A 21976-nucleotide genomic window follows, 5' to 3' on the forward strand; every position below is an offset into this window, starting at 1 on the left:
TAAGCTAACCCTCGTCTTGGCGGGCTAGAATACAGGTTTTCCGCCCCTCATAACAAGCTATGGGTCAGGAGTAGCGGGGATTTTAAAAGCAAGATTATTGATTGCAAGCATTATATGGGTATTCATTTAATTGATAGCGTATCAGGCATTATTCCGGAACTATATCTTAGTATTCTGACGCTGATCGCCATCTACAGCTTCCACAAAATTTCCATTATTTGGCGATACTACCTTCATCGCCATCGGGATATCCAGCCCCTAAAGCCCTTCTCCGAATCGGAACTCCCTCCAGTCACGATTCAGCTCCCATTGTTTAATGAGATGTATGTGGTAGATCGGCTATTAGAGGCTGTCGCAGCATTGCAGTACCCCGCTGATAAATTGCAAATTCAGGTACTCGATGACTCGACAGATGAAACGCAAGAGATTTGTTGGGCTAAGGTTCAAGACTTAAAGCAGCGCCATCTGAATATTGAGTATATTCATCGCTGCGATCGCAAAGGGTATAAAGCAGGTGCACTGGCCTACGGACTCCAGTCAGCCACGGGTGAATTAGTCATGATCTTCGATGCTGATTTCGTCCCTGCTCCCAATACCTTAATCAATATGGTTCATTACTTTGCGAATCCCAAGGTGGGCATGGTCCAAGCGCGTTGGGGGCATATTAATCGCCATTATTCGATTCTCACGGAAATCCAAGCCCTAATGTTGGATGGGCACTTCGTAACGGAACAAACCTCCCGGAATCGTTCAGGCTGTTTTTTTAATTTCAATGGCACTGCTGGAATTTGGCGTATTCAAGCGATCAAAGATGCCGGAGGATGGCAACATACGACCGTCACAGAAGATTTGGACCTATCCTATCGAGCCCAACTCAAGGGATGGAAATGCATTTATTTACCCAATATTGTTATCCCTGCGGAATTGCCAATGGAGATGAATTCCTTTAAGTCTCAGCAATTTCGGTGGGCCAAAGGAGCAAGCCAGGTGGCCAAGAAACTGCTCATGCCAGTCTTAACAGCAAAGATTCCTTGGCAGGTGAAATGGGAAGCTTTTTTCCATCTCACGAACAACTTTAATTACCTCTTGCTGCTGGTATTACTGCTCTTATCTTTGCCCTATCAACTCTTTCTGGCCCAAACGGACTGGCGGTACGGCCTAGCGATTCATCTGCCCTTATTCTTGGTAACCACCCTGAGTTTATTGGCCTTCTATACCGTTGCCCAAGAAGAACAACGAGGCCAACAATCCCCTTGGAAGCTGGCCTCGAATCTATTCCTGTTAATGAGTGTAGGAATTGGGCTGAGCATTAATCAATCCTTAGCCGTTTGTGATGGCTTATTTCGAGCGAGTCGAGATTTTGTGCGTACTCCCAAACATGGCGTCGTCAAAAACGAAGAGAATTGGAAGACGAGAAAATATCGAGCAGCCAAAAATTGGGTTCCTTATTTAGAACTGTCGATGGTGGTCTATTTACTCTTAACCGTAATGGTGGCTGTCCTGAATGCCCATTATCTGTCTCTGCCGTTTCTGTTGTTATTCTTAATCGGCTATGCTTACGTCTTATCTTTGAGTATGTTCCAGCATCGTTAACATCTGAATGATGCAGAAAAATATAGCAGTAAAGCCATTGGACTACCCTAAGGTATGCTGGCCACTCGCCAGCATCTCACCCGCTAGCTCAGCATTGACAGGTTTACAGAACAAATAACCTTGCCCATACTCACACCCTAATTTTTGAAGCTGCACCTGTTGCCCCGTCGTTTCAATCCCTTCTGCGACGACATCCATGCCCATGGTTTGAGCTAAGGTGACAATCGCCTGGACAATGGCGGTATTGCCATCTGCTGCATCCAAACGGTTGATAAAGGAACGATCTACTTTGAGGGTGTCGACAGGGAATCGATGTAAATAGCTGAGCGAAGAGTACCCAGTGCCAAAATCGTCAATACTTAAATGGATATGGCGGGCTCTGAGCTGCTCAAGAACCTTCGCGGCTGAGTCAGAATTTTCCATAATCGCACTTTCTGTGATTTCCAGCTTGAGGCAATGGGCTGGTAGTTCTGTTTCAGTCAGAATTTGATCAATGGTTTCGATTAGATTGGGCTGAGAAAACTGTTTCACAGAAAGATTGACACTCATGTTTAAGGGAATATCAGTCAGTTGTTCCGTTTGCCAAGCGCGTAACTGGCGGCAGGCCTCACGGAGGACCCACTCTCCCAGTGGGATAATTAAGCCATTTTCTTCAGCTAGAGGAATGAATTTCCCTGGAGAAATAAAGCCTAACTCAGGGCTGATCCAGCGAACGAGCGCTTCAAAGCCCGTAATTTTTCCTGTCTCTAAGGCCACGATGGGCTGGTAATTGAGGATAAATTCCTGGCGTTCAATGGCTCGCCGTAAATCCGTTTCGAGTTGTAATGAGCTTTGGACATCTTCATGCATGCTGGTATCAAACATCACATGCCGTGCTTTCCCTAAGGCCTTGGCCCGATACATCGCTGTATCTGCATCCCGTAGCATCTCGGCAGGTTGCTGATAATCCAGTTGGCTCATCACAATACCAATACTGGCAGAGATAAAAAACTCATTGCCATCAATTTGGAACGGTTTTAACAAGCTCTGTTGAATGGCATGGGCAACCTCCGTGGCTATTTGTTCCTGGGGGGTATTCTTGAGCAGAATGGTAAATTCATCTCCACCTAATCGTGCTAATAGATGATCTCCCACACAGTTTTTCAGACGTTGAGCAATGGCCACTAAGACTTGATCGCCCACCAAATGGCCGAAGGCATCATTGACGGCTTTGAAGCGATCGCAATCCAAAAACAGGAGTGCAAAAGATTGGTCTGAGTGCTCTCGATACGCTTGTAGGGCCTCTTTTAAGGTGTTAAAGAATAAAGTGCGATTCGGCAAATTTGTCAGCGGATCGTGCATAGCCATGTACTTGAGCAAGGCTTGCACTTTCTCGCGCTCAGCAATTTCTTGGTTGAGTCGCTCAGTGCGCTGGATCACTCTTTGCTCTAGTTCGGCATTAAGCGCTTGGATTTGGGTTTCGGCGGCGATGCGATCTCGGACTTCGGCTTGTAACCGTTCATTTTGTTGGCGCTGTGCCTTTTGCAAACGACCAATCGTGAGTTGGTTTTCGACACGCGCTAAGATCTCTGCTAACTGAAACGGTTTAGTAATGTAATCCACACCCCCAACAGTAAAGGCTTTCACCTTGTCTAAGGCATCGTCTAAGGCACTAATAAAAATTACCGGAATATCCTGTGTTGTTTCGCCGGCCTTCAGTTGTTCACAAACCTTGTAGCCGTCCATCCCTGGCATCTTGATATCCAGCAATATCAAGTCAGGCGAAATATTGCGTGCCCCAATAAGCGCCATTGATCCGCTAGCTGCTCCACGCACTTGATACCCTTGTTTGGTTAACGCCGTCGATAGAATCTGTAGGTTGTGGGGGGTATCATCAACAATTAAGATCAAGCCTTTCGACTCTTCAGGACGGAGAGGAGCAACTATTTGAGATGCTTGTGTGTTAAATGTCATAACTGAAATTAAGAGAAGAAAAGCGTGGCAATAAGCTGATGTTGTCCCTGAATGGATCAGTCATTATGTACTGCGAGTTGAGCAGGATAGGGGAACGTCCTAAATCCTTTCCAATATTGTTCCCCTCTAATTATTTTTGTTGACAGTTGTGTCCTCATAATATTCCTCATTTTTTCTGCCGTCAAAATATTCTGCAGATTTGAAAACAATTACCCAAAAAAGCCAAGGACGATCATTTTCCTGTCGCCTAACGTTAGCTCTTGGTGGATTTAAGGAAGAGAAATAGCGTTAATTGGAGTATCTAAGGAGTTAGAACCCTGAAATGCAGCTTATCTCCCTAAAAAGATTCTATCCTAGCGTCAGAGCAGGTTCAACCACATAATGTTTAGCTTTGAACAATAATGAGAAAAGATGGGTTTTCATAGCTTAAATGTGTAGAAGAAGTTTTCTAAATAATCTTGTGCCGCCAGTTGCTTTTTTGGGTTGAATTTGATACCATTATGAATGGAATTTATTCTATTTTTTAGAAGCAAACTTTAGCTATAAGCTCAGTGATTAGCAAGTGAGTTTTTAAAAGATTTAGGGAAGGCAGAAAGCAGGCTGAGATCGAAAAGGTCCCATTAATTTTCGATGTTATGGGAAGATAACTGGATAATTGTTCCAGCTTGCTGTAATCGATGAGCGAGGACATCTCCTAAACCTGTGGCAGGAGTGAGCACGCCACCTCGATGCTGGCCAGGTAGTTGTTCAGCTTGAAGGGCTAGACAGAGCGCCGATTCACATAAAAACTTCACAGTGGATCGATTGCCTGGATCGCCTTGGTTTTGAATCAAACCGTGAACGATGCGGCCATCCTCTGCAACGCCCAACAATTCACACCGGAACCAGCCCTCATCCATTACCTGGGCCGATGGTCCCTCACCAGGCCGAGGAAAACGGGATTGCAGTACAGACCAGACCCAAGATTGACTGAGTGCTAAGCCCAATAACCCCGTTCCTAATGTGATGCCTACGGCTACAAGACTGGCCCACGGTCCTTCTGCCTTGACGTACTCTTGGTAGACAAAGTTGGAACCATAGGAGTCTTGCCATTGATCGTACAAAGCACTGCTGCGCCGGACCACTCGAGTATTGACAGGCCCCATAAAGAATGGTGCAATCCATGCTCCTAAGTCACTGTCATACTGGGGCCATTGGGGATCTTGGCAATGCTGGCTGAGGCGCTGAGTGGTGTCCTCTGGGTTCAGCAAAAAGAGGTCAGCCATTTGAGAAGACTGCCCCGATTTTATCAAGTGGGTTACAGAGGCTAAGGTGCCACCATTTAAGCCACCAGATGCTTGGAAATAAGCTTTGACTTGCCGACAAGATACCCCTAATTCTTGCTGCATATAACGAACCAGTAGATAAGTGCCCAAATCAGAAGGAACTGAGTCAAAGCCGCAAAAGGGAATGATGCGGGTACCCTCTGCCGCGGCTTTGGCATGGTACCGCTGAATTAAAGACTTCACCCACGGCGTTTCGCCTGTGATATCGACATAGTGGGTTTGCTTGCGAACACAGGCATCTACAATGCCATCCCCATACAGCGCGAAAGGCCCAGCCGTATTCAGAATGACCTGAGTTTGTTCCGCAATGGCATCCAACCCCTCTTGATCCTGGCTGTCTGCAACGAGAATATCGACAGGGATAGCGAGCGTTTGTTTAACCCGTTCTAATTTTTGACGATTCCGACCTGCGATCGCCCATCGGACTTGCTCACGATCGACTCTATCGGCGAAATATTGTGCGGTTTGCTGTCCGGTAAACCCACTAGCCCCATAAAGCACAACATGATAGGGACGAGGATTGGTCATACTACAACCGTTTGACTGCTATTTAATCCTAGATGAAAGAGCTAAGTTTATACTCTAGCTGAGTATTTTTATTAACGTTATGCTTAATTTGAGTGAGGACTGAGTTCCTCTCAGGCACAAAACGCTAAATCAAAAGTAATGGGCTCAGGTAATCTTTAACTAGATTACTAAGGAAATGAAATACTTTTCCACCCTCTTAATTTCTGTAACATCTACTTAACAGATCTATCCCTTATTTGAGAGATAAACTGAAACGTATAATCGGTAAACATCCACAGCTATAAATAGAACCACGACCCCAGGTAACATCGAATTATTGAAATCATTGCTTATTTTGTTAAGTCTTTCTTAAGGGAAATGGGGTAATCAAGGCGTTATAACGATAGGTGTCACTTACACTACCGTAGATACCTCATATATGCAAAGTGCCCTATTGACTATTATTTAAGGGATTACTGTTATCTGAAGGATTATAGAATCGTCCACAATACAGATTCTATAAAACGATATCTTGCTATTCAAACTATCTCAATATAGATAATTCTAATTTATGTGGATGACTTGTTTTTTGGGCTTAGAATAGTAACCCAATGCCGTTAGATAGTAATTGCTTTGAACTTAAATACTTCTATGTTTTTATCTTTCGCTAAGATAAAAAATCTGCCTTATACGGAGATAAAACATATGCCTTATACCTAGATACTGTTGAGTTGATAGCAATGACAAATACTTTACCTGAACGAACAGCCGTCTCGATTGATAAACATACGGAAAAAAAATGTAAACATGCTCCTCGCAGGTCTTTCTCCCATAGAAGGAGAAGAAAAAGAGACAGGTATGTTAAAAGAAGCAGACCTAAACATTTTCTGTTTATGGTTCAATTTATAACTCTGATCGGTGGTATATTGCTTGCCGGTTATAGTATTGCTTTTTTCCCAAAGTCGGGTGAAATTCATGATTCAAAACTATCACCACAGACGCAGCGTCAAATACAAGATTTGACCTCCCTGCCAAAGCCTGCTTCACCAGCAAAACCCAACATATGGGTGCATGAGGTGTGTAATCGAGGGTATCAATTTGTAGAATATGACGTCTACAAAACTTGCGTCATACCTGGCGTCACACATGATGATGTCGTTACAGTCTTTGGTTGGGATGGTAGAACGATTTCCTCTAGTGGCGATCGTTTAGTCCTTCGCTGGGAAGCTTCGATTGATCGATATTTTGAAGCTGAATTTCTAAAGGGAAGACTGAAGTCTTCAAAGCAAGTGGGGTTATAAAGAAAGCTGGCTGTTGCCCATTTGCTGGAGGTCTCAGGCTTGTTCATAATGGTGGAGTCATTGCAAGTGTAAGTTGTTGGTAAACGCAATACTGAACTTGTGCCATAGCTCGAATGATCCAAACTCCTGGTTAATCTTGGCCTGAGATGAGAAGATGTAAAGACTTATTTGGACCTAGCAGCCGAAGTCATGCAAGATATCAAAGATCAACTGGCTGAAGACATTGCTGATATTGAATGGCGAGATCTTATCCCTCATTCTCAGCGCGATGCTGTAATTGTGGTGACGCCTCACTTGAATTTGTTGGATGTAGGGGTTGCGATCGCAAATGACAATATCCAATCCGTCCATCATTGGATTAGCGAAAGTCTCATTCACAAGCCCTCAGCTCAACAGTTGAGCAACTGGAACGCCCAACCTGAAACCAAGTTCAGCACATTGATTGTTCAGCCCTTTGTTCTAGTTGCTCAGAGCGATTGAAGAATAGGAGACCTAGGTTATTCCGCTCGAAAATGAAGTTGAAATGTAACTGCGGAAACATAATTTTCGACGGAACAGATTCGCTTCCTCACAAAGGTCATATTCTGGCAGACAAAGATCTGTTTCCCATTTTAGATAAGCTCGATCGACTGCTAGAAAAGGTAAGCAAGCACGGTCGTGTAACGGACAGGGATTACATCGATGTTCGTAGCAATTTTCTTGGGCGAACAATCTATCAGTGCCCAGATTGTGGAAGGATACACATTTGGGACGCAACCATTAAAGGTGCATTCTCATTCCAACCAGAGGATGCTGACGTCAATAAACGCCTATTGGAAGGGCGATAAAAAACATATAAGGAGTAGATGAGCCGAATAGCCAAGATGGCTTCCTTTGCGCATCTCCATCATTCTTCAGTCCAGTTATCCTGTAGGTTATTAGACTGTTTTTCATCTCTTCGATGTTCTTGAAACCTGTACGATTCTGCATTACCCCCAAATTTTTATCTCAAATCAGTAAAGAAGGTGCACTCGCTTTAGCCGCCTCTCGGTTGGCCAACCAGAGCGCTCCTAAACTCGAACGTTTGACACAATTGTCAACATGGTCACTGATATGCGAAGAAATTGTAGATACTGAATACAACGAACAATACTACGAGCGGGTCGTCAATGAACTCCTCTGCCGGGGGCTGAAACTAGACGAGATTCAAGACATGAGGTTACTCGCTTGGGAAACAGCAGGCTGGCTAAATTTTGAAATGAGATTGTGGGAATGGGTTTCGCTGGATGAAACTGATATATTCCGCGCGATAGATTGGCTACGCACGAAAAGGGAAATTTCAGAATCTGAAGTCCTTCAACTTCAACAACAGGTTGTACACTACCAAAAATTTGATTTAAATCCAAAGTGAAGAATACTTATAAAAATCAGCGAAAAGTAGATTATAAATGGATAAAATAGAGAATTGATTGTCTTTTTAGGTATAGATAATCTCTCATCAACTCTCAGTCATCTTAGGCATTGATTCCCATATTTCATTGCAAAAAATTTGCTTTACTCTGTTCCCTGCCAATCTTCCAGCGTTTTGATCAAGGACAATGCTTCAAAGTGGATGAACAGCCAACCATGAAAATTAAAATTATCAAGCTAAACGAAGCAGCCCAAGTTCCTCTCTATAGTCATGCCGATGACGCAGGACTAGATTTGTTTGCCATCCAATCCCAGCAAATCTCGCCGGGAGCATCTGCCCTGATTCCCACCGGGATTGCTATCGAGTTGCCCCAGGGAACAGAAGCCCAGGTGCGACCACGCAGTGGGTTAGCCCTAAAACATTCCATTACAGTATTAAATTCACCAGGAACCATTGATGCGGGGTATCGCGGTGAAATTGGCGTAATTTTAATCAACCACGGTCAAGAAGCCTTTCAAGTGGTTGAGGGGATGAAAATTGCTCAAATGGTGATTGCACCCATTTTGCGAGTCGAGATTGAAGAAGTCTCTGAACTAAGCCCTACCCAAAGAGGGGAAGGGGGATTTGGATCAACTGGATATGCTTAAGGCGGGTTAACGAGAAATACAAATGCTTGGCCAAGCTTTGATGGGGGAGGAGATATCCAACCTCAAGACAGTGATTATCGATGGGGTTTAACAATCGTTTTGTTAGGTCCCTTCACGACAGTACCTTTGGGGCCATTGAAGACAGTGTGCTTAGGGCCATCGTAAAACGTGCGCTTCGGACCACTATAAAACGTCCGTTTGGGGCCACTATAGAAGGTGCGCTTGGGACTCCGAACTAAGGTTCTTTTGGGACCTTTACGAATAATGGGTTTCGCATTAGCTGGGATCGCAATTCCAGCAGAACCTAGTACTAGAACAGCTGCTAAAACAAGGGATTTTTTAGTCATAAGTCAATTGTGTAACGCTACTGCTTAGACTGGCGCGGTTCTAGAAAGGTTCAAAGAGCAGTGAAATTATTTGTTTGATCTCGTGCCTCTCCAGCAAGATGATCTCCAAAATCTTTCTGGATAAGCTTTAGAGAGGGCTTGGAGATTTCAAGAGAGAGCTGTCTGAAAGGTGAAGAGAAGATGCTCTATCAGCCAATTTAAAAATAAATTGCCCCGGGAACGACAATTACGGAGTCTAAAGTCGCGGATCCCCGGAGCACACACATGATAATTATTTATGATACCCATAAATACGCATTGTTGCAAATCTATGTAAAAATTGCCCCACCCATCAGTTTTTGGTAGCGAAGATTTAATTCAGATTGCATCAGGGGCCAAGCCGCTAAAGTGCTGTCTTTTTTCAAGACTTTTTCAGCCGCTTGACGGGCTAATTCTAGGGTCTCTTGATCGTCCACTAAGCTGGCTAGGGCTAGGTCAGGCAGTCCCGATTGGCGGGTGCCTAAAACTTCTCCTGGCCCCCGAAAGCGCAGATCCATTTCGGCAATAAAAAAGCCATCTTGGGACTGTTCCAACACCGCTAACCGCTGGCGGGCCGTTTCCGTTTTCGAGCTATTCATCAAGAGACAATAGGATTGATGGGCTCCTCGACCGACCCGACCTCGGAGCTGATGGAGTTGGGATAGGCCAAACCGATCGGCATGTTCAATTAACATCACCGTGGCATTGGGAATATCGACGCCCACTTCCACCACAGTGGTTGAAACTAAAATATGCAGGGTATGCTCCCGGAACTGGGAAATCACCTCTTCTTTCTCCGCCGAAGTGAGCCGACCATGCAGCAACCCCACCTGGAAGTTAGGGAAAATGGTGGTTTGCAGGCGATCATGCTCTTGCACTGCTGATCGCAAATCCAGTTTCTCGGACTCCTCCACTAGAGGTAAGACAATATAAATTTGCCGTCCCTGGGCGATTTCCCGCCGCATCAGGTCGTAGGCATGGGCGCGATCACGGGTCGTTAACATCGTCGTCTGAATCGCCTGTCGCCCCGGCGGTAGCTCGTCAATCTGACTGACATCCAGGTCGCCATGAAGGGTGAGGGCCAGGGTGCGGGGAATAGGAGTAGCGGTCATGGTGAGCACATGGGGATGCTGACCTTTTTGCTGGAGCAGGGCTCGCTGTTGAACGCCAAACCGATGCTGTTCGTCAATAACGGCTAAGCCCAAGCGATCAAATTCCACGTTGTCTTGAATCAGGGCATGGGTGCCAACAAGTAAGGGCAGTTCGCCCGTTTTGAGCTGTTCAGCAATTTGTCGGCGCTTGGCCGCTTTGGTAGAGCCCGTCAGCAAGTCAACGGGTAGGTGGAGCTGATTAAACCACTCCACAAGCTTGTGATAATGCTGCTCCGCCAGAACTTCCGTGGGGGCCATCAGGGCGGTTTGGTACCCAGATTGAATGGCTGACAGGAGAGCAATCACCGCCACCACGGTTTTACCTGACCCCACATCTCCCTGGACCAGGCGGTTCATGGGCTTGGTGGATTGCAGGTCCGCCAGAATATCCTGGACGACTCGCTGTTGCGCCCCAGTCAGGGTAAAGGGCAACACCTCGTAAAACCGCTCCAGCAATTCCCCATGCACGCTTAAGGGCACACTTTCTTGGGTCTGGCGCTGCTGTTGGCGACGGACTAACATCCCGAGCTGTAGGTAAAAGAATTCATCGAAGATCAAGCGGCGGCGGGCTCGATCTAAGGCATCGCTATCAGGGGGGAAATGTACATCTGCGATCGCACTCGGCAAGTCCGTCAAATTATTCTGCTGCCGCAGGCCCTCGGGCAATGGATCGCGCAGGCTTTTTGCCGCGGGCAGGGCCGCCACCACCGCTCGCCGCACCAGGTCCGGGGTCACCCCTTCCGTCAGGGCATAAATGGGCACCACTCGCCCAATGACCATGGACTCAATTTTGTCCCCAGAATGGTTGAGTACTTCCAGATCAGGGTTATCTAGGGTGATGCCATACTTGCTGCTTTTGACCAAGCCAGAGGCCGCCACCACGGCGCCAGGGGGATAGAGACGCTTTTGTTGCTCTTGCCACCCGCGACTACGAAAGCGATTACCGGCATAGAAGCGGCTGAGCTTGACTTGGCCAGTGGTGTCTTTGACCACTAGCTCAAAGATGGTGAGTTTGGGATTGCGGGGACTGCTAAAGCAATTCACCCGCCTCACTGTCGCCACTAGAGTGACCGTTGCCCCTTCTTCCAGATCTCGAATAGAGACTTGGCGCGCATAGTCAATATGGTCACGGGGATAGTAGAACAGTAAATCCCGGACGCTATATAGCCCCAATTTCTCCAGCTTCTGAGCGCTTTTAGGGCCAATCCCGGACAAGGACAGAATGGGGAGATCCAAGGACAACTTCTGAGGGGCAGCCGTTAGCTTTTGCGTGGCAGGCTTACGAGGCTTTGGCGGCGGATCAGTCGCCTGACGATAATCTTTCTGGGTGGTGTAGAGGAGGCGGCGAGTTTCAGCCACCAAGTGTTGGCGCTGATTTAGAGTCAGTTCTGCATAGCCACCAAACTTCTGAGCCGTAGACTGCCACCGCTCTTGCACCGCAGACTCGGAATGGGGCGGGACCGTGCTGGCCAAACTCTGTTGGAGAAATTGACTAAAGCGAAATTGCTTGCCTTCTAGGTCACAAAATCCGCGATCCGCTTCTACAGAGAGGGCCTGTTGCAACCTCACCCAATCGGGCAGGTTGGCGGTGGACACAACTGGAACAGAATCACCCATAGACGTTGCAGCAATATTGCTCCCATTGTAGTGATCAATGGAGATTTTGAGTCCTGTTTATCTGAGATAACACGGTCTAAGTACTCTTATCAGCACTTCATTGAGATCAATCATACTGGGTGGGTTCAACGATAAGAGTGCCATCAGTAAGGATAGTGTTCTGAAAGAGCGCACTATCCCAAAAACGACAGTCCATTGATTGAATCACTAAAGCTAGCCTATAGCGTGTTATTCACCTGTAATGGATAGCTCATCCACCCAGATTCTGGGGCAAATACCACCAGGTGTGAGTTCCGCCTCCGATTCAACATAAATAATCGACTTAAGCAATTCTCGGAAATCTCCAGCAACAGTAGCTGATTCAATACTGACCCGCTCGCCTTTGTTAACCAGCCAGCCATCAAAAGGCAAAGAGAAAGATCCTTGCAGCGCTTTCACCCCAGCATGAAGGGCTTGAACATCATCAATAAAGACGACATTTTCGGCAGTCTCTAAGCTGTAGGCTTGCTCAGGGGTGCTGGCGGCAAACACATGGTAGAAATGTGGCCCCACGGTAACCTTGGCTCCAAGATTGGCATGCCCTGTAGGTTGAGTATCTAAGCGCTTAGCCGTTCCTGAACTATGGAGGAAATTTGTGAGCACCCCTTTATCAATAATTGGAATGCGTCGGGTGGGGGTTCCTTCGTCATCAAAGGTGGTTTTGCCCACGTTGTCGGCATGGAGAGCATCATCAGCAACGGATAGAAGGGGGGATGCAATTTCTGCTCCGAGTGACTCAACCGTAGATAGGCTGCGATTATCAAGTACGCTTTGGGCATTGAACAGGTTGGAAAAGGCCCCTAACAAGCTAAGAAACGCTTCGGCAGACAGGACAACGCGATACTTGCCCGAGGTAATCGGCTGATAGTTGAGGTGACTGATGGTTTTCTCTGCGGTTTCTTGCAAGCATCCTTCAATATCGAGCTGCTTTAGACCTTGGCTGACTCGGTAAGCGCCAGCACTGCGGGGACGTTTGCCTTCCTGTTCGGTTTTGCTATAGAGATAGATCGAACTGGCTGACCGGGCCTCTTGCCGCATAGCCCCCTCACTGTTGAGGTAGAACCGCTGGGCATCTCGTTGGGCAAGGCCATTGTAAGGAACGCCTGCGATCGCATCATGGGCTTCCATTAATTTTGCTTCGGTCTGCACCAGATTCTCAATCAAGGTGGCAATTTCCGCCTGGGGTACTAGCTCAGATTGGGTGGCGTCCAGAGCGGCGGTGGCTTCTGGACTAAAATCCGGCACATGCTCTTTGGCTCCAAAGGCACTGGCTTCTTGGGCCGTTTTGAGTGCCAATTCGAGTCCCAGTTCATCCACTTCGCTGGTGGTGGTGACGCCGACGGTATGGGCTTCATTCCAGACGCGGACCATCACGCTAGAGCGTTTGGAAGCCTTAACCTGTTTGGGTTCGCCTTGATCGACTTGGACGCTGGCTTCATCGACGGTAGACCCACAGACATCAAACTTTTGAATGCCTAAGGCTTGGGCTTTTTCTTTTGCGATCGCAGCAATGGTAGCAACATCAGACACGCTATTTAACTCTCCTATGTTTTATTTGTTGTCGAGGTGTTTTTTATACCTATATGGAGCCAAAACCTTATACCTATTAAATTGATTGGTTGGGATTACAGCAAACCTTCAGCCTCTGGATCAACCCCCATTGCCCGCAGGCGTTCACCCAACTGTTGCATTTTGGCTTCCGCTTGACTGGCCCGTTCATTGCCAATCAGCAACAATTCACCCGCCAAGGTCCACCACCGCAACCAGGTTCCTTCTTGGTTTTGATAGTGTCCTTGCCAGAGACCTAATTCGACCTGCAAAGGGGGAATAGGATAGTGCCCGCGATCATTCGTCGATAACTGTTGATATTGGCCACCCACCAATTCGTAGACCTCTAATTTGGCAGAATTAATCTCATAAATTCCATAGTAAGGAACTCGGATAATTTTTTCATAGACCCAAAACTTGCCAGTAAAAGGGGTCTGATCCCGCTCTTCGCTACCGCTCCCCGAGGCAAATTCCAGTACAACGGCTGGGGCGATATACTCTCGCCACAACACGTAGGACCGTCGAATCTGATTATTGAGTTTGGGGGGCACATGAGGAACATAAAACCAATCCGGTGCAACCGCGCCCTGTTCTGCGGGTTCAGTTTCTCGCCAATAAATGCCGCAGTCCTGGCCAATACAATACTGGCCATCTGGATGCAGTTGTCGCAAAGTCGTGCTGAGTGAATCCGTTAGTAACAGACTTTGCGGATGTTCCTGGAAATTTTTCACAAAGGTACCATCTGTTTCCGGTAACTGAGTATGGTCAGGGAAACGAGAAGTAATGGCCTGTGGGGATGCAGACTCAGTCATACAAACAGAGTGTAAAGCAGTTGAGCAAGTTGAAGTAGCAAGCTTTTACTTAGCGACCACCCACGGTAATCTCATCCACTTTGATATGGGGCTGTCCCACCGTGACATAAATACTGCCACTAATGGAACCGCAGAAGCCTGCCGCTAGGCCCAAATCTTGGGAGGACATGGAAATTCGCTTCATAATCTCCTTGGCTTCCCCAATCAAGGTCGCGCCTTTGAGGGGCTTGGTGATTTTGCCATTCTCAATCAGATAGGCTTCATCCACACCAAAGTTAAACTCACCCGTCGGGCCAACACTGCCGCCCCCCATCTTTTTGCAATAGATGCCTTTCTCCACCGAGTTAAATAGATCCTCATTGGTGAAGTTACCGGGGGCAATATAGGTATTGCGCATCCGACTCGCGGCAGCATGGGTATAGCTTTGCCGACGACCACTGCCCGTGCGAGGATGTCCGGTGCGGATACAGCCGGCTCGGTCAGACAGGAAGTTTTTGAGGATGCCGTTTTCAATCAATAGGGTACGCTGCACGGGCATGCCTTCGTCGTCCATATCAATGGAGCCAAAGGCATTGGGAGACAATCCTTCATCCCAAGCCGTTAGATTCTCATGGGCGATTTTTTGGCCTTTCATGTCCGAGAAGGGACTGGTCTGGCGCTCAATTTGGGTGGTTTCTAATAGATGACCACAGGCTTCATGGAAGATCACCCCGCCAAACTCATTGGCCATAATAATTGGATAATTGCCAGACTCCACATAGTCCGCATGGAGCATTTGTCCGGCGGATTCTGAGACTTCCGCTGAATCCTCGGCATACTGCCAGGAGCGGAGGAAATTAGGATTATTCGTAGCACCCACCCGCTTGTTAATGGAGGCGCGATCGCTACCTTCTGCACAGAGCAAACTGTAGCCCACCGATTGGGTGAGACGAATATCACGGGCAAACACGCCATCGCTGGCTGCCACTAAGACTTCCTGCCAATCTCGGAAATAGGTGGCGCGGCGAGACTGCACATGAGCAGCATCCTTATTCAGTTGGGCATTGGCGGTGAGCAAAATATCGCCCATTTCCTGCATAGAGCTACAATTAGACAGCCAAGCCTCTTTGCCATTGGCAGCAGCATAGTCGCGCAGCAGCTCTAGGTTAATTTCAGGTATAAACGCCTGCGGATTAGGTAGGTTTAAGCCCAGAATCGACAGGGCTTTTTCTAAGGCCGACTTCAGGCCCTTAAAACTCATATCATTAGTGCTGACGTAGCAATCTCCCTTACCCAGAAAGACACGGACGCCTGCGCCCGCAACCAGTCGGGGAGAAATGCTGGTGATCGCATCTTCTTCAGCCAAACAGCTAATGTAGTTGACTCGCTCTAGGAAAAACTCGACAAAATCAGCTCCAGCTGCTCGGCCTAACCCTAATAGCGTGGATAAGGGTGATCGCCAGGTATCGTCGAAGCGATCGCGGGTCGCAGAATAGTCCAAGGTGGGGAGTTCGCGGGAAAGCAGCGCAGTTGGAGACATAGGTATAGTGATTCCAGTGGATTGCAGATGGGCAAAGGCTGATCAGCAAATCTGATATCAAGGGCCAATGTAGTCAGTGTAACAAACTCAGCCCGTGCGAGCAGACCCGCCCAAAATCAGTCTGTACGGGCAAGGCAAACCTCTTCAGCTCGCCATGATTAACCGTTCAACAGACTCGTTATCCAGAGGCTGACTGCTACCAGGTCACTTGTCCTCTCAAGGTCTCAAGGAGTTTGGGACCCACACCTGGCACCCGATCTAAATCTGCTAGCGAGGTAAAAGAACGCTGTTGTCTCGCCTGAATAATACGGGATGCTAGTTTTGGCCCTATCCCCGGTAATTTCTCCAATTCTGCCTGGCTGGCTGTATTGAGATTTACTAACGATGAAGTCTGAGGGGACGGCGGAGCAGAGGGAAGGCTAAACGGAATAGATGCGGCTGTCAGTTGTGGTCCACATTGACGTTGGTGATCTTCAGCTTTGCGACGCAGAAAGGCCGGAATTCCCAGGCGACTATTCGCATAAAGACGCTCAAATTCCCGCTGATAATGGGCTGCAACTTGGGGATGTTCGATGACTAATATCGTTTCATCATTGAGCCGATTGGCGGCATCTGACCAATTATGAGATCCCACGATCACAGTTTTGTTATCCACAACTCCAAACTTGTGGTGAAGCACATCCCCGCTTGGCAGTTGAGACGTTCCTGCGGTTTGGAGGGGCTTTAACCAGGGTCGATTGTGCGGTTCGGCTTGACACGTCAAAGCGCCACTCCGAGAAGGACTAAGTGTTACGCCTAGCATATCTAGCACTTCGCTGTAGCTTTGATAGGCGAACTGAGGATCACTCAATACGCGTAGTTTGACGCCTTGCTGATATTCCATTGCCAGCTGATCCACGAGGGGCTGTTCGGAGAACACAAATAAGGCTAAGTCGATCTGCTGTTGGGCTTTGGCTAAGGTTTGACCGATCAGCCCGTTGGTACTATCCAACCAGGGAATAGAGAGAGATGATGGCGAAAATTGTACCCGTACTTTGGCATCACCTACCCTGAAGGTTTGGGCAGAACGCCACGGTTTATTCACACCAAATTTGCTATCCGTTGCCTGGCCCGGACCATCCCCCCACAGCGATTGAAACTCTTCGGTAAACAACTGAGCTAAGAGCTGGCTCTCAATCACAACTAGGGAATTCGGATTCCCTCTGCTATCTGGCGCGTCTAAATCACCGAGCAAGCCTGACAGGGTAAAGTTAGCCGTGGTCACCAGGGTAGTCTGACTATCGATAACCACAAATTTATGGTGCATCAGACCGCTCCCAGCAGACCCATCAGCTGTATCATCCAGCCAAGGAATGCCCGCGTTGCGAATCACCTGTAGTGCATCGTGTTCATTGATTTCCGTGGGGCTGAGTTCACCATTTTGGTCTTGATCGATCAAGCGAAAATTGGCTTGATATCGCTTTTGCTGCCGCGAGTTCATTTGCGCAACTTCTGGAGGCGTGAAGCTACTCCAGGGACGACTATAAATGTTTTCCAACACCACTCGGACGCGAACCCCCGCCTGCTTGCGATCGCGCAATGCCTGGGCAATCCGAGGCGATCGCAATTCCTGGATCGCTACATCCACCGTGGACTGAGCCGCCTGAATTTGCTCGACAATAATGGACTCCAAATCGTCTCCAGGTCGGGTAATTTGCCGATAGGCGTCCGTAAAAGAATTAGCCAGACTCTGGTTCATATAAACCCGAATCTGGCTATGTTGTGGGAGAGGTTCGATGGTCTGGAACTGGGAGTGCGATCGCTGCCAACGATTCACCCCAATCCCTACGGCACCGAGGAGAACAACCAAGGTTAGCCCCCATTGCAACCGCTGCATCGGCAGACTAGAAGCGGCTATAGGTCCCTAGTTCTGACTCTTCAAGTATCTGTCGGAGAGAATCAACAACGATAGGGGCTTCTACATCTGGATCTCTAAAAATTCGGCGAGGGGTAATGGATTGGCCATATAAATCTCGGTTTTTGCCTTTGTTAAACCCTACTTTTGAGCCATCAATCGCAACCCCCCCAAACAAGCCACTACTGCGTGCATAGGTCAGAATGGGAGAATTGCTGTAATCATCTGTGGGATCGACTGCCGTGGCCCCGACTGGCCCTGCCGTCCCGGAAATACTGCCACCAATATCAAAGGATTTAGACATCACCTCATTCACCGTACTGCGATTGGGAAACACCAAGACAATGTCGCTCGATTTGGCCCCAATTTGTAGACCAAAACTACCGCCTGTGATGCTGATAAAGGCAGGATTGCTCCAAGATCCATCTTCTTGCCGGAGCATCATCACTCCAGTCCCTCGACGTGCCCCAAACAAGAATCCCGCTTGAATCACGCCAGGGAAAATTGCGATACCTTGACTTTGCTCCAGTAGCTCTGAAGGGATTTGCGTTTTGGGATCGCTCAGAATGTCTTCTAAGACATCTTGAGACGAGTGAATAATCTTTTCGGCGTTCGCCTGCTTCTCCACATCTGAGGCTGCCATCGTTGGCATCGTTGTGGTGACGACAAGCACTGCGGTTACGGGCACAGCCACCATAGACTTGAGTTTCATCGCTATCTCTCCCTAGACAAGACGCTCACAAGGATAATGACCACCAGTTTGTTGGAAAGTTTCAGCATCCTCATTAAACAAAACAGTTTTGGAATACTAAATTTGGTGGAAATGGACAACACCAAGCGGGAACAAACTGATTTCAATCCCTTATTTTCTAGCCATTGGATAGCATCGAAATCATAAAATAGCAAGGTTTTTGAGATGAAACTTGTTGTTTGATAGTTCTAGTCCGTTTTTTCATCCACCATTTCAACGTTAGCCACCAAGATGCGTTTTAACCGGGTTCGAAACCGCTACCAATGGGCCTTTAGTCTGATTGCTGTCACGTTTTGTCTGGGCTGGGGATTGCTCCATCCAGACAGAACCACTCTGAGTGCTGAGCCTCAGACTGCTCCGACGCTTCAGGCATCTAACATTGAGGACAGTCTTTATCGCCCGATGGGGCAATGGGTGGGTCGCCTAATCCTACCGCCACAGGCAGATAACACGGACTGGGTTTGGTTCGAGGTCTACCACAGTCCCCTTACCGATTTTGTCGGTCAAACAGTGCGATTGCAATGGCAGGACAATCCTGACGTCCAAGCTCAGGTCAAACGGGTACAACAGGATGTCAAACTCTCGGCAGAGGCCCATCAGAGCCGCGAGAAGGGTAATATTCACCCTCACCGATTAGATGGACGTCAGCAAGTTGGGCCACTGCAATCTCTAGCAGGAGCAAGACCCACAGACGATATCCTAGTGAGATTAAAACAGGTACAAGTGGAGACGAGTCCCACGCCTCACCTCAAACTTGCAGAAGATCCGGTACAAGTCCCTGGCATCGACTACGGACTCGTCAAAGTCCTCGGTCCAGTCCCCACGACTCAATCCGTTCCCAAACAATGTCCTGGTCCTTCTCCCTGTCCCAGTGAGTTGACTCGGGTTCGTCACTACAATCCCAACACTCGACGGTTTAATGGCCCCGAAGAAGTCGTTCACATTCGTCAGGATCAGCCCAATTCTGCGGGTGTCTTTCAATCCACTCCTAGAAAATTGGCATCATCTCCAGCAGGTAAAGCAGGCTGGTATATCTATGGCTCGAAAAACGCTGAGGGGATATTTGAGGTGAGTGCGATCGCACCTCGTTCCCTCTTCCAACTTCAGCCCGATTATCACTTTTCCAGCACTAGCGCTGGCAAGCATTACTTTAAACGCAAAGTCTGGCAACAAACGGCCCAACATAAGGGCAAACTCCAACGGGCCATCGTTGATCACCCATTCCGAAAGCATCAAGCAGCCATCGATCAGTGGCAGGTAGGCGATCAAGCCCTAGTGGTCCATCTCTTTGGTGGGATTGGCGGCAAAAAAGCAGAGCCGCAGGCAGTCATCGGCACCGTCACAGGTCATTTTGGATATGGGATCGCTACGGTTATCCAAGATCCGTTTACGGGAGAGCCACAATTCGAGGTTGAATACCAACAGGTCTATGCCCATAATCCCGAGGGCATCGTCGCTGGCCCCACCCATTGGGCCGAATATATGGGGCATCTCAACCGAGGTTGGTTAGGGAGTCGTCCCGTCTTGGATGTGCTGGTTAAATCTGAAGCCCTGACACAGCCCTATCAATTTGGCGAGATTGTCATCGATCCCTTATCAGCGCTAAAAATGCAATTACAACTAATGGCCGCTCGCTACCGGATTGGCGATGGGACAGGGTCAGCGCTGGTCACCCCTGCCAAATCCTGTGTGCAGGATTCCAGTCAGGCCGTCTACCAAACGATTAAGCGGATCCAATACCAGGTACAACGGTCCCCAGCCATTCAAACTTGGTTGACCGAGCATCCTCAAGATCCTCAAACGCAACGTTTTCAAGAATTAACGACCTTAGGGAATGCCTTAGAGAGAGAGCTGGTTCCGCTAGGGATTGTCCGGCGTGATTGGCAACAAAATGCCCAAGTGGCAGCAGGCATCGCTTCACCCGAAACCTTTAGCCATGCTGACGATTTTATCGCTCAAATTCTCAGCTGGCGAACGCTCATCCCACGGGTAGCCCAGGATCAAATCATTCGTATCTTTCTCAATCAAGGCACCCCGCTGTGGTTCCTCAATACCAATCAGGTGGGCGGTTGGAATCCAGGCATTAGCCCTCTGGCTCCCACAGAATTATTTGGGCAATGGCCACTCCTTTCCTTTTCCTTTTCTCGGTTAGTAGAAGCCACCACAACTTTGCCCACCCCAAGGGGATGGTTAGTCTCAGGGCTAATCTTGGGGGGATATGGTCTGATCGCCTTAGGGTGGGGCACCCAGGTAGGATTTCTGTCCTCACCCCAATTTTCGGCCTATTCCCGATCGGTCCAACTTCGGGTTTGGATTGGCAGTCTAATTATGCCTGCCCTAGTGGAAGAATTACTCTTTCGCAGCTTGCTGATTCCCCATCCCCAAGAGGGTGTGTGGGAGGTGACGGTGCTGCTTTGGTCAGGACTGAGCTTAATGCTTTTTGTGCTGTACCATCCTCTCAATGCTCGCACCTTTTACAAAGCAGGTGATCCAACTTTTTTTAACCCCACCTTTTTAACCTTGGCCACATTGCTAGGCATTGCCTGTACCTGCACCTATCTGCTCACAGGTTCAATTTGGCCAGGCACAATCATGCACTGGCTAGTGGTGGCGATTTGGTTGCTGTATTTAGGCGGACAGGAGCGACTGAGCAACACTGAGGCCAAGTCTAAACCCTAGTCGTAACACCAGGTATCAAAGGAGCGGCTGGGAGGAGCCTGATTCGAACGTACCGGGCGATGAAAGATAGAGCGGGTATTCGTGGACTTTTTACGTGAAGCAACCAACGCCGACGACTTTTGTGGTCTTCTCGCTGTCGAGCTGGTCTGTAGCTCAGTCAATTGTTTTTGTAGTCGATCATTTTCTTTTGCTAATCGCACCGCATCCTGAGTCGTTTGCTCTAGCTTCTCTTTAATCGTATCCATTTGATTTGACGACTTTTGCAGGGCTGTCAGGGCTGTTTTTTGTTCAGCCAGCTGCGACTCTAATTGAGCCACCTTCTTTTGCAACGCCGTTTCTTTGGTTTGAGCTGCCTTTAAGTCCTTTGTTAGGGCACTGACTTTCACTTCTAGATCAGCTTTAGTGGGTTGAGTGCTCTTGGCAGTAGAGGCAGTCGCGCTACTTTTTGCGGTTGAGGCGGGTTTCGCTGCCGTTTTCTTTGCGGTTGAGGTCGCTTTAGTCTTCTTCGCTGTCGCCGCTGCTTTCCGGCTCGATTGGGTTGTCGCTGACTTCTTTGTTGAGGCGGATTTGGCCGTTGCCTTCTTGGCAGTGGACGCAGTCTTTTTAGCCGCAGTCTCGGTTGTCTTTTTAGCCGCAGTCTTCTTAGCTGTGGACGATTTGGCCGTGCTTTTCTTGGCAGTCGTCGCCGTTTTAGCCGCAGTTCTTTTAGCGGATGCGGCTTTCTTTTGGCTGGTGGATGTGGCTGATTTCGCCTCATCTTTTTGATCAGGGGTCGCAGTTTTAGTTGCTTCTTCCCGTAGTAAATCCGACAAACTTTTCTTCGTAGCCATTAACTTTCCCAATCCCGCTTAATTTCATCAACAACGCGGCAATAATCTGCTTTTG

General features: G+C 48.2%; 16 protein-coding genes. 6 read left to right on the forward strand and 10 right to left on the reverse strand.

Annotated elements, in window-relative coordinates:
* Positions 1-114 precede the first annotated feature (114 nt).
* Positions 115-1593 (forward strand): cellulose synthase family protein, encoded by a 1479-nt coding sequence (locus tag Q0986_RS15675; RefSeq protein WP_299412242.1) that lies wholly within the window; start codon positions 115-117, stop codon positions 1591-1593.
* Positions 1594-1635: 42 nt separating this feature from the next.
* On the opposite strand, the gene Q0986_RS15680 is transcribed toward Q0986_RS15675, so the two are convergent.
* Together Q0986_RS15680 and Q0986_RS15685 are read right to left on the reverse strand one after the other, a co-directional pair.
* Positions 1636-3546 (reverse strand): EAL domain-containing protein, encoded by a 1911-nt coding sequence (locus Q0986_RS15680; RefSeq protein WP_299412246.1) that lies wholly within the window; start codon positions 3544-3546, stop codon positions 1636-1638.
* A 620-nt stretch (positions 3547-4166) separates the two neighbouring features.
* On the reverse strand, positions 4167-5399 hold the full coding sequence (locus tag Q0986_RS15685; RefSeq protein ID WP_299412249.1) for a saccharopine dehydrogenase NADP-binding domain-containing protein: 1233 nt from the start codon (positions 5397-5399) through the stop codon (positions 4167-4169).
* A 719-nt stretch (positions 5400-6118) separates the two neighbouring features.
* On the opposite strand from Q0986_RS15685, the gene Q0986_RS15690 reads away from it, so the two are divergent.
* The 4 genes from Q0986_RS15690 (at position 6119) to dut (ending at position 8716) form a co-directional block, all read left to right on the forward strand.
* Positions 6119-6679 carry a hypothetical protein gene (locus Q0986_RS15690; RefSeq protein WP_299412252.1) on the forward strand — a complete coding sequence of 187 codons (561 nt, stop codon included), beginning with the start codon at positions 6119-6121 and terminating at the stop codon, positions 6677-6679.
* A 189-nt stretch (positions 6680-6868) separates the two neighbouring features.
* Positions 6869-7159, forward strand: coding sequence for a DUF2288 domain-containing protein (locus Q0986_RS15695; protein WP_299412256.1), 291 nt, complete (start codon positions 6869-6871; stop codon positions 7157-7159).
* A 460-nt stretch (positions 7160-7619) separates the two neighbouring features.
* Complete coding sequence (locus tag Q0986_RS15700; protein ID WP_299412260.1) at positions 7620-8069, forward strand: hypothetical protein; 450 nt, start codon at positions 7620-7622, stop codon at positions 8067-8069.
* A gap of 215 nt (positions 8070-8284) precedes the next feature.
* Positions 8285-8716: a dUTP diphosphatase gene (dut, locus tag Q0986_RS15705; RefSeq protein WP_299412264.1), complete on the forward strand. Its 432-nt coding sequence runs from the start codon at positions 8285-8287 to the stop codon at positions 8714-8716.
* 74 nt (positions 8717-8790) lie between these two features.
* Here the strand turns inward: dut and Q0986_RS15710 are convergent, their stop codons facing one another.
* The 7 genes from Q0986_RS15710 to Q0986_RS15740 form a co-directional block, all read right to left on the reverse strand.
* Positions 8791-9063: a hypothetical protein gene (locus Q0986_RS15710; RefSeq protein WP_299412267.1), complete on the reverse strand. Its 273-nt coding sequence runs from the start codon at positions 9061-9063 to the stop codon at positions 8791-8793.
* Positions 9064-9371: 308 nt separating this feature from the next.
* Positions 9372-11849: an ATP-dependent DNA helicase RecG gene (gene recG / locus Q0986_RS15715; RefSeq protein WP_299412270.1), complete on the reverse strand. Its 2478-nt coding sequence runs from the start codon at positions 11847-11849 to the stop codon at positions 9372-9374.
* A gap of 228 nt (positions 11850-12077) precedes the next feature.
* A complete protein-coding gene (locus tag Q0986_RS15720; protein WP_299412273.1) occupies positions 12078-13418 on the reverse strand; it encodes a TldD/PmbA family protein in 1341 nt (446 codons plus the stop codon).
* 95 nt (positions 13419-13513) lie between these two features.
* Positions 13514-14248, reverse strand: coding sequence for a Uma2 family endonuclease (locus Q0986_RS15725; protein ID WP_299412275.1), 735 nt, complete (start codon positions 14246-14248; stop codon positions 13514-13516).
* 49 nt (positions 14249-14297) lie between these two features.
* Positions 14298-15767, reverse strand: coding sequence for a TldD/PmbA family protein (locus tag Q0986_RS15730; RefSeq protein ID WP_299412280.1), 1470 nt, complete (start codon positions 15765-15767; stop codon positions 14298-14300).
* A 196-nt stretch (positions 15768-15963) separates the two neighbouring features.
* The gene (locus tag Q0986_RS15735) at positions 15964-17616 is read right to left on the reverse strand and encodes a phospholipase D-like domain-containing protein (protein ID WP_299412283.1); all 1653 of its coding nucleotides are present in this window, start codon (positions 17614-17616) and stop codon (positions 15964-15966) included.
* Between the two features lie 34 nt (positions 17617-17650).
* Positions 17651-18373: a lipid-binding SYLF domain-containing protein gene (locus tag Q0986_RS15740; RefSeq protein WP_299412288.1), complete on the reverse strand. Its 723-nt coding sequence runs from the start codon at positions 18371-18373 to the stop codon at positions 17651-17653.
* Positions 18374-18643: 270 nt separating this feature from the next.
* Between Q0986_RS15740 and Q0986_RS15745 the strand changes: the two genes are divergently transcribed.
* Positions 18644-21091, forward strand: coding sequence for a CPBP family glutamic-type intramembrane protease (locus Q0986_RS15745; protein WP_299412293.1), 2448 nt, complete (start codon positions 18644-18646; stop codon positions 21089-21091).
* Here Q0986_RS15745 and Q0986_RS15750 read toward each other — a convergent pair.
* Positions 21088-21921: a hypothetical protein gene (locus Q0986_RS15750; RefSeq protein WP_299412298.1), complete on the reverse strand. Its 834-nt coding sequence runs from the start codon at positions 21919-21921 to the stop codon at positions 21088-21090. The genes Q0986_RS15745 and Q0986_RS15750 overlap by 4 nt on opposite strands.
* Positions 21922-21976: the final 55 nt, after the last annotated feature.

This window comes from Acaryochloris sp. IP29b_bin.148, assembly GCF_028285565.1.
Lineage (GTDB): Bacteria > Cyanobacteriota > Cyanobacteriia > Thermosynechococcales > Thermosynechococcaceae > Acaryochloris.

What these genes read in the sequence shown, in the direction of transcription:
- Q0986_RS15700 (WP_299412260.1), top strand. Translation starts at nt 7,620, where the DNA reads ATGTTCTTGAAACCTGTACGATTCTGCATTACCCCCAAATTTTTATCT.
- Q0986_RS15745 (WP_299412293.1), top strand. Translation starts at nt 18,644, where the DNA reads ATGCGTTTTAACCGGGTTCGAAACCGCTACCAATGGGCCTTTAGTCTG.
- Q0986_RS15750 (WP_299412298.1), bottom strand. Translation starts at nt 21,921, where the DNA reads ATGGCTACGAAGAAAAGTTTGTCGGATTTACTACGGGAAGAAGCAACT.
- dut (WP_299412264.1), top strand. Translation starts at nt 8,285, where the DNA reads ATGAAAATTAAAATTATCAAGCTAAACGAAGCAGCCCAAGTTCCTCTC.
- Q0986_RS15675 (WP_299412242.1), top strand. Translation starts at nt 115, where the DNA reads ATGGGTATTCATTTAATTGATAGCGTATCAGGCATTATTCCGGAACTA.
- Q0986_RS15730 (WP_299412280.1), bottom strand. Translation starts at nt 15,767, where the DNA reads ATGTCTCCAACTGCGCTGCTTTCCCGCGAACTCCCCACCTTGGACTAT.
- Q0986_RS15710 (WP_299412267.1), bottom strand. Translation starts at nt 9,063, where the DNA reads ATGACTAAAAAATCCCTTGTTTTAGCAGCTGTTCTAGTACTAGGTTCT.
- Q0986_RS15685 (WP_299412249.1), bottom strand. Translation starts at nt 5,399, where the DNA reads ATGACCAATCCTCGTCCCTATCATGTTGTGCTTTATGGGGCTAGTGGG.
- Q0986_RS15680 (WP_299412246.1), bottom strand. Translation starts at nt 3,546, where the DNA reads ATGACATTTAACACACAAGCATCTCAAATAGTTGCTCCTCTCCGTCCT.
- recG (WP_299412270.1), bottom strand. Translation starts at nt 11,849, where the DNA reads ATGGGTGATTCTGTTCCAGTTGTGTCCACCGCCAACCTGCCCGATTGG.
- Q0986_RS15740 (WP_299412288.1), bottom strand. Translation starts at nt 18,373, where the DNA reads ATGAAACTCAAGTCTATGGTGGCTGTGCCCGTAACCGCAGTGCTTGTC.
- Q0986_RS15725 (WP_299412275.1), bottom strand. Translation starts at nt 14,248, where the DNA reads ATGACTGAGTCTGCATCCCCACAGGCCATTACTTCTCGTTTCCCTGAC.
- Q0986_RS15690 (WP_299412252.1), top strand. Translation starts at nt 6,119, where the DNA reads ATGACAAATACTTTACCTGAACGAACAGCCGTCTCGATTGATAAACAT.
- Q0986_RS15695 (WP_299412256.1), top strand. Translation starts at nt 6,869, where the DNA reads ATGCAAGATATCAAAGATCAACTGGCTGAAGACATTGCTGATATTGAA.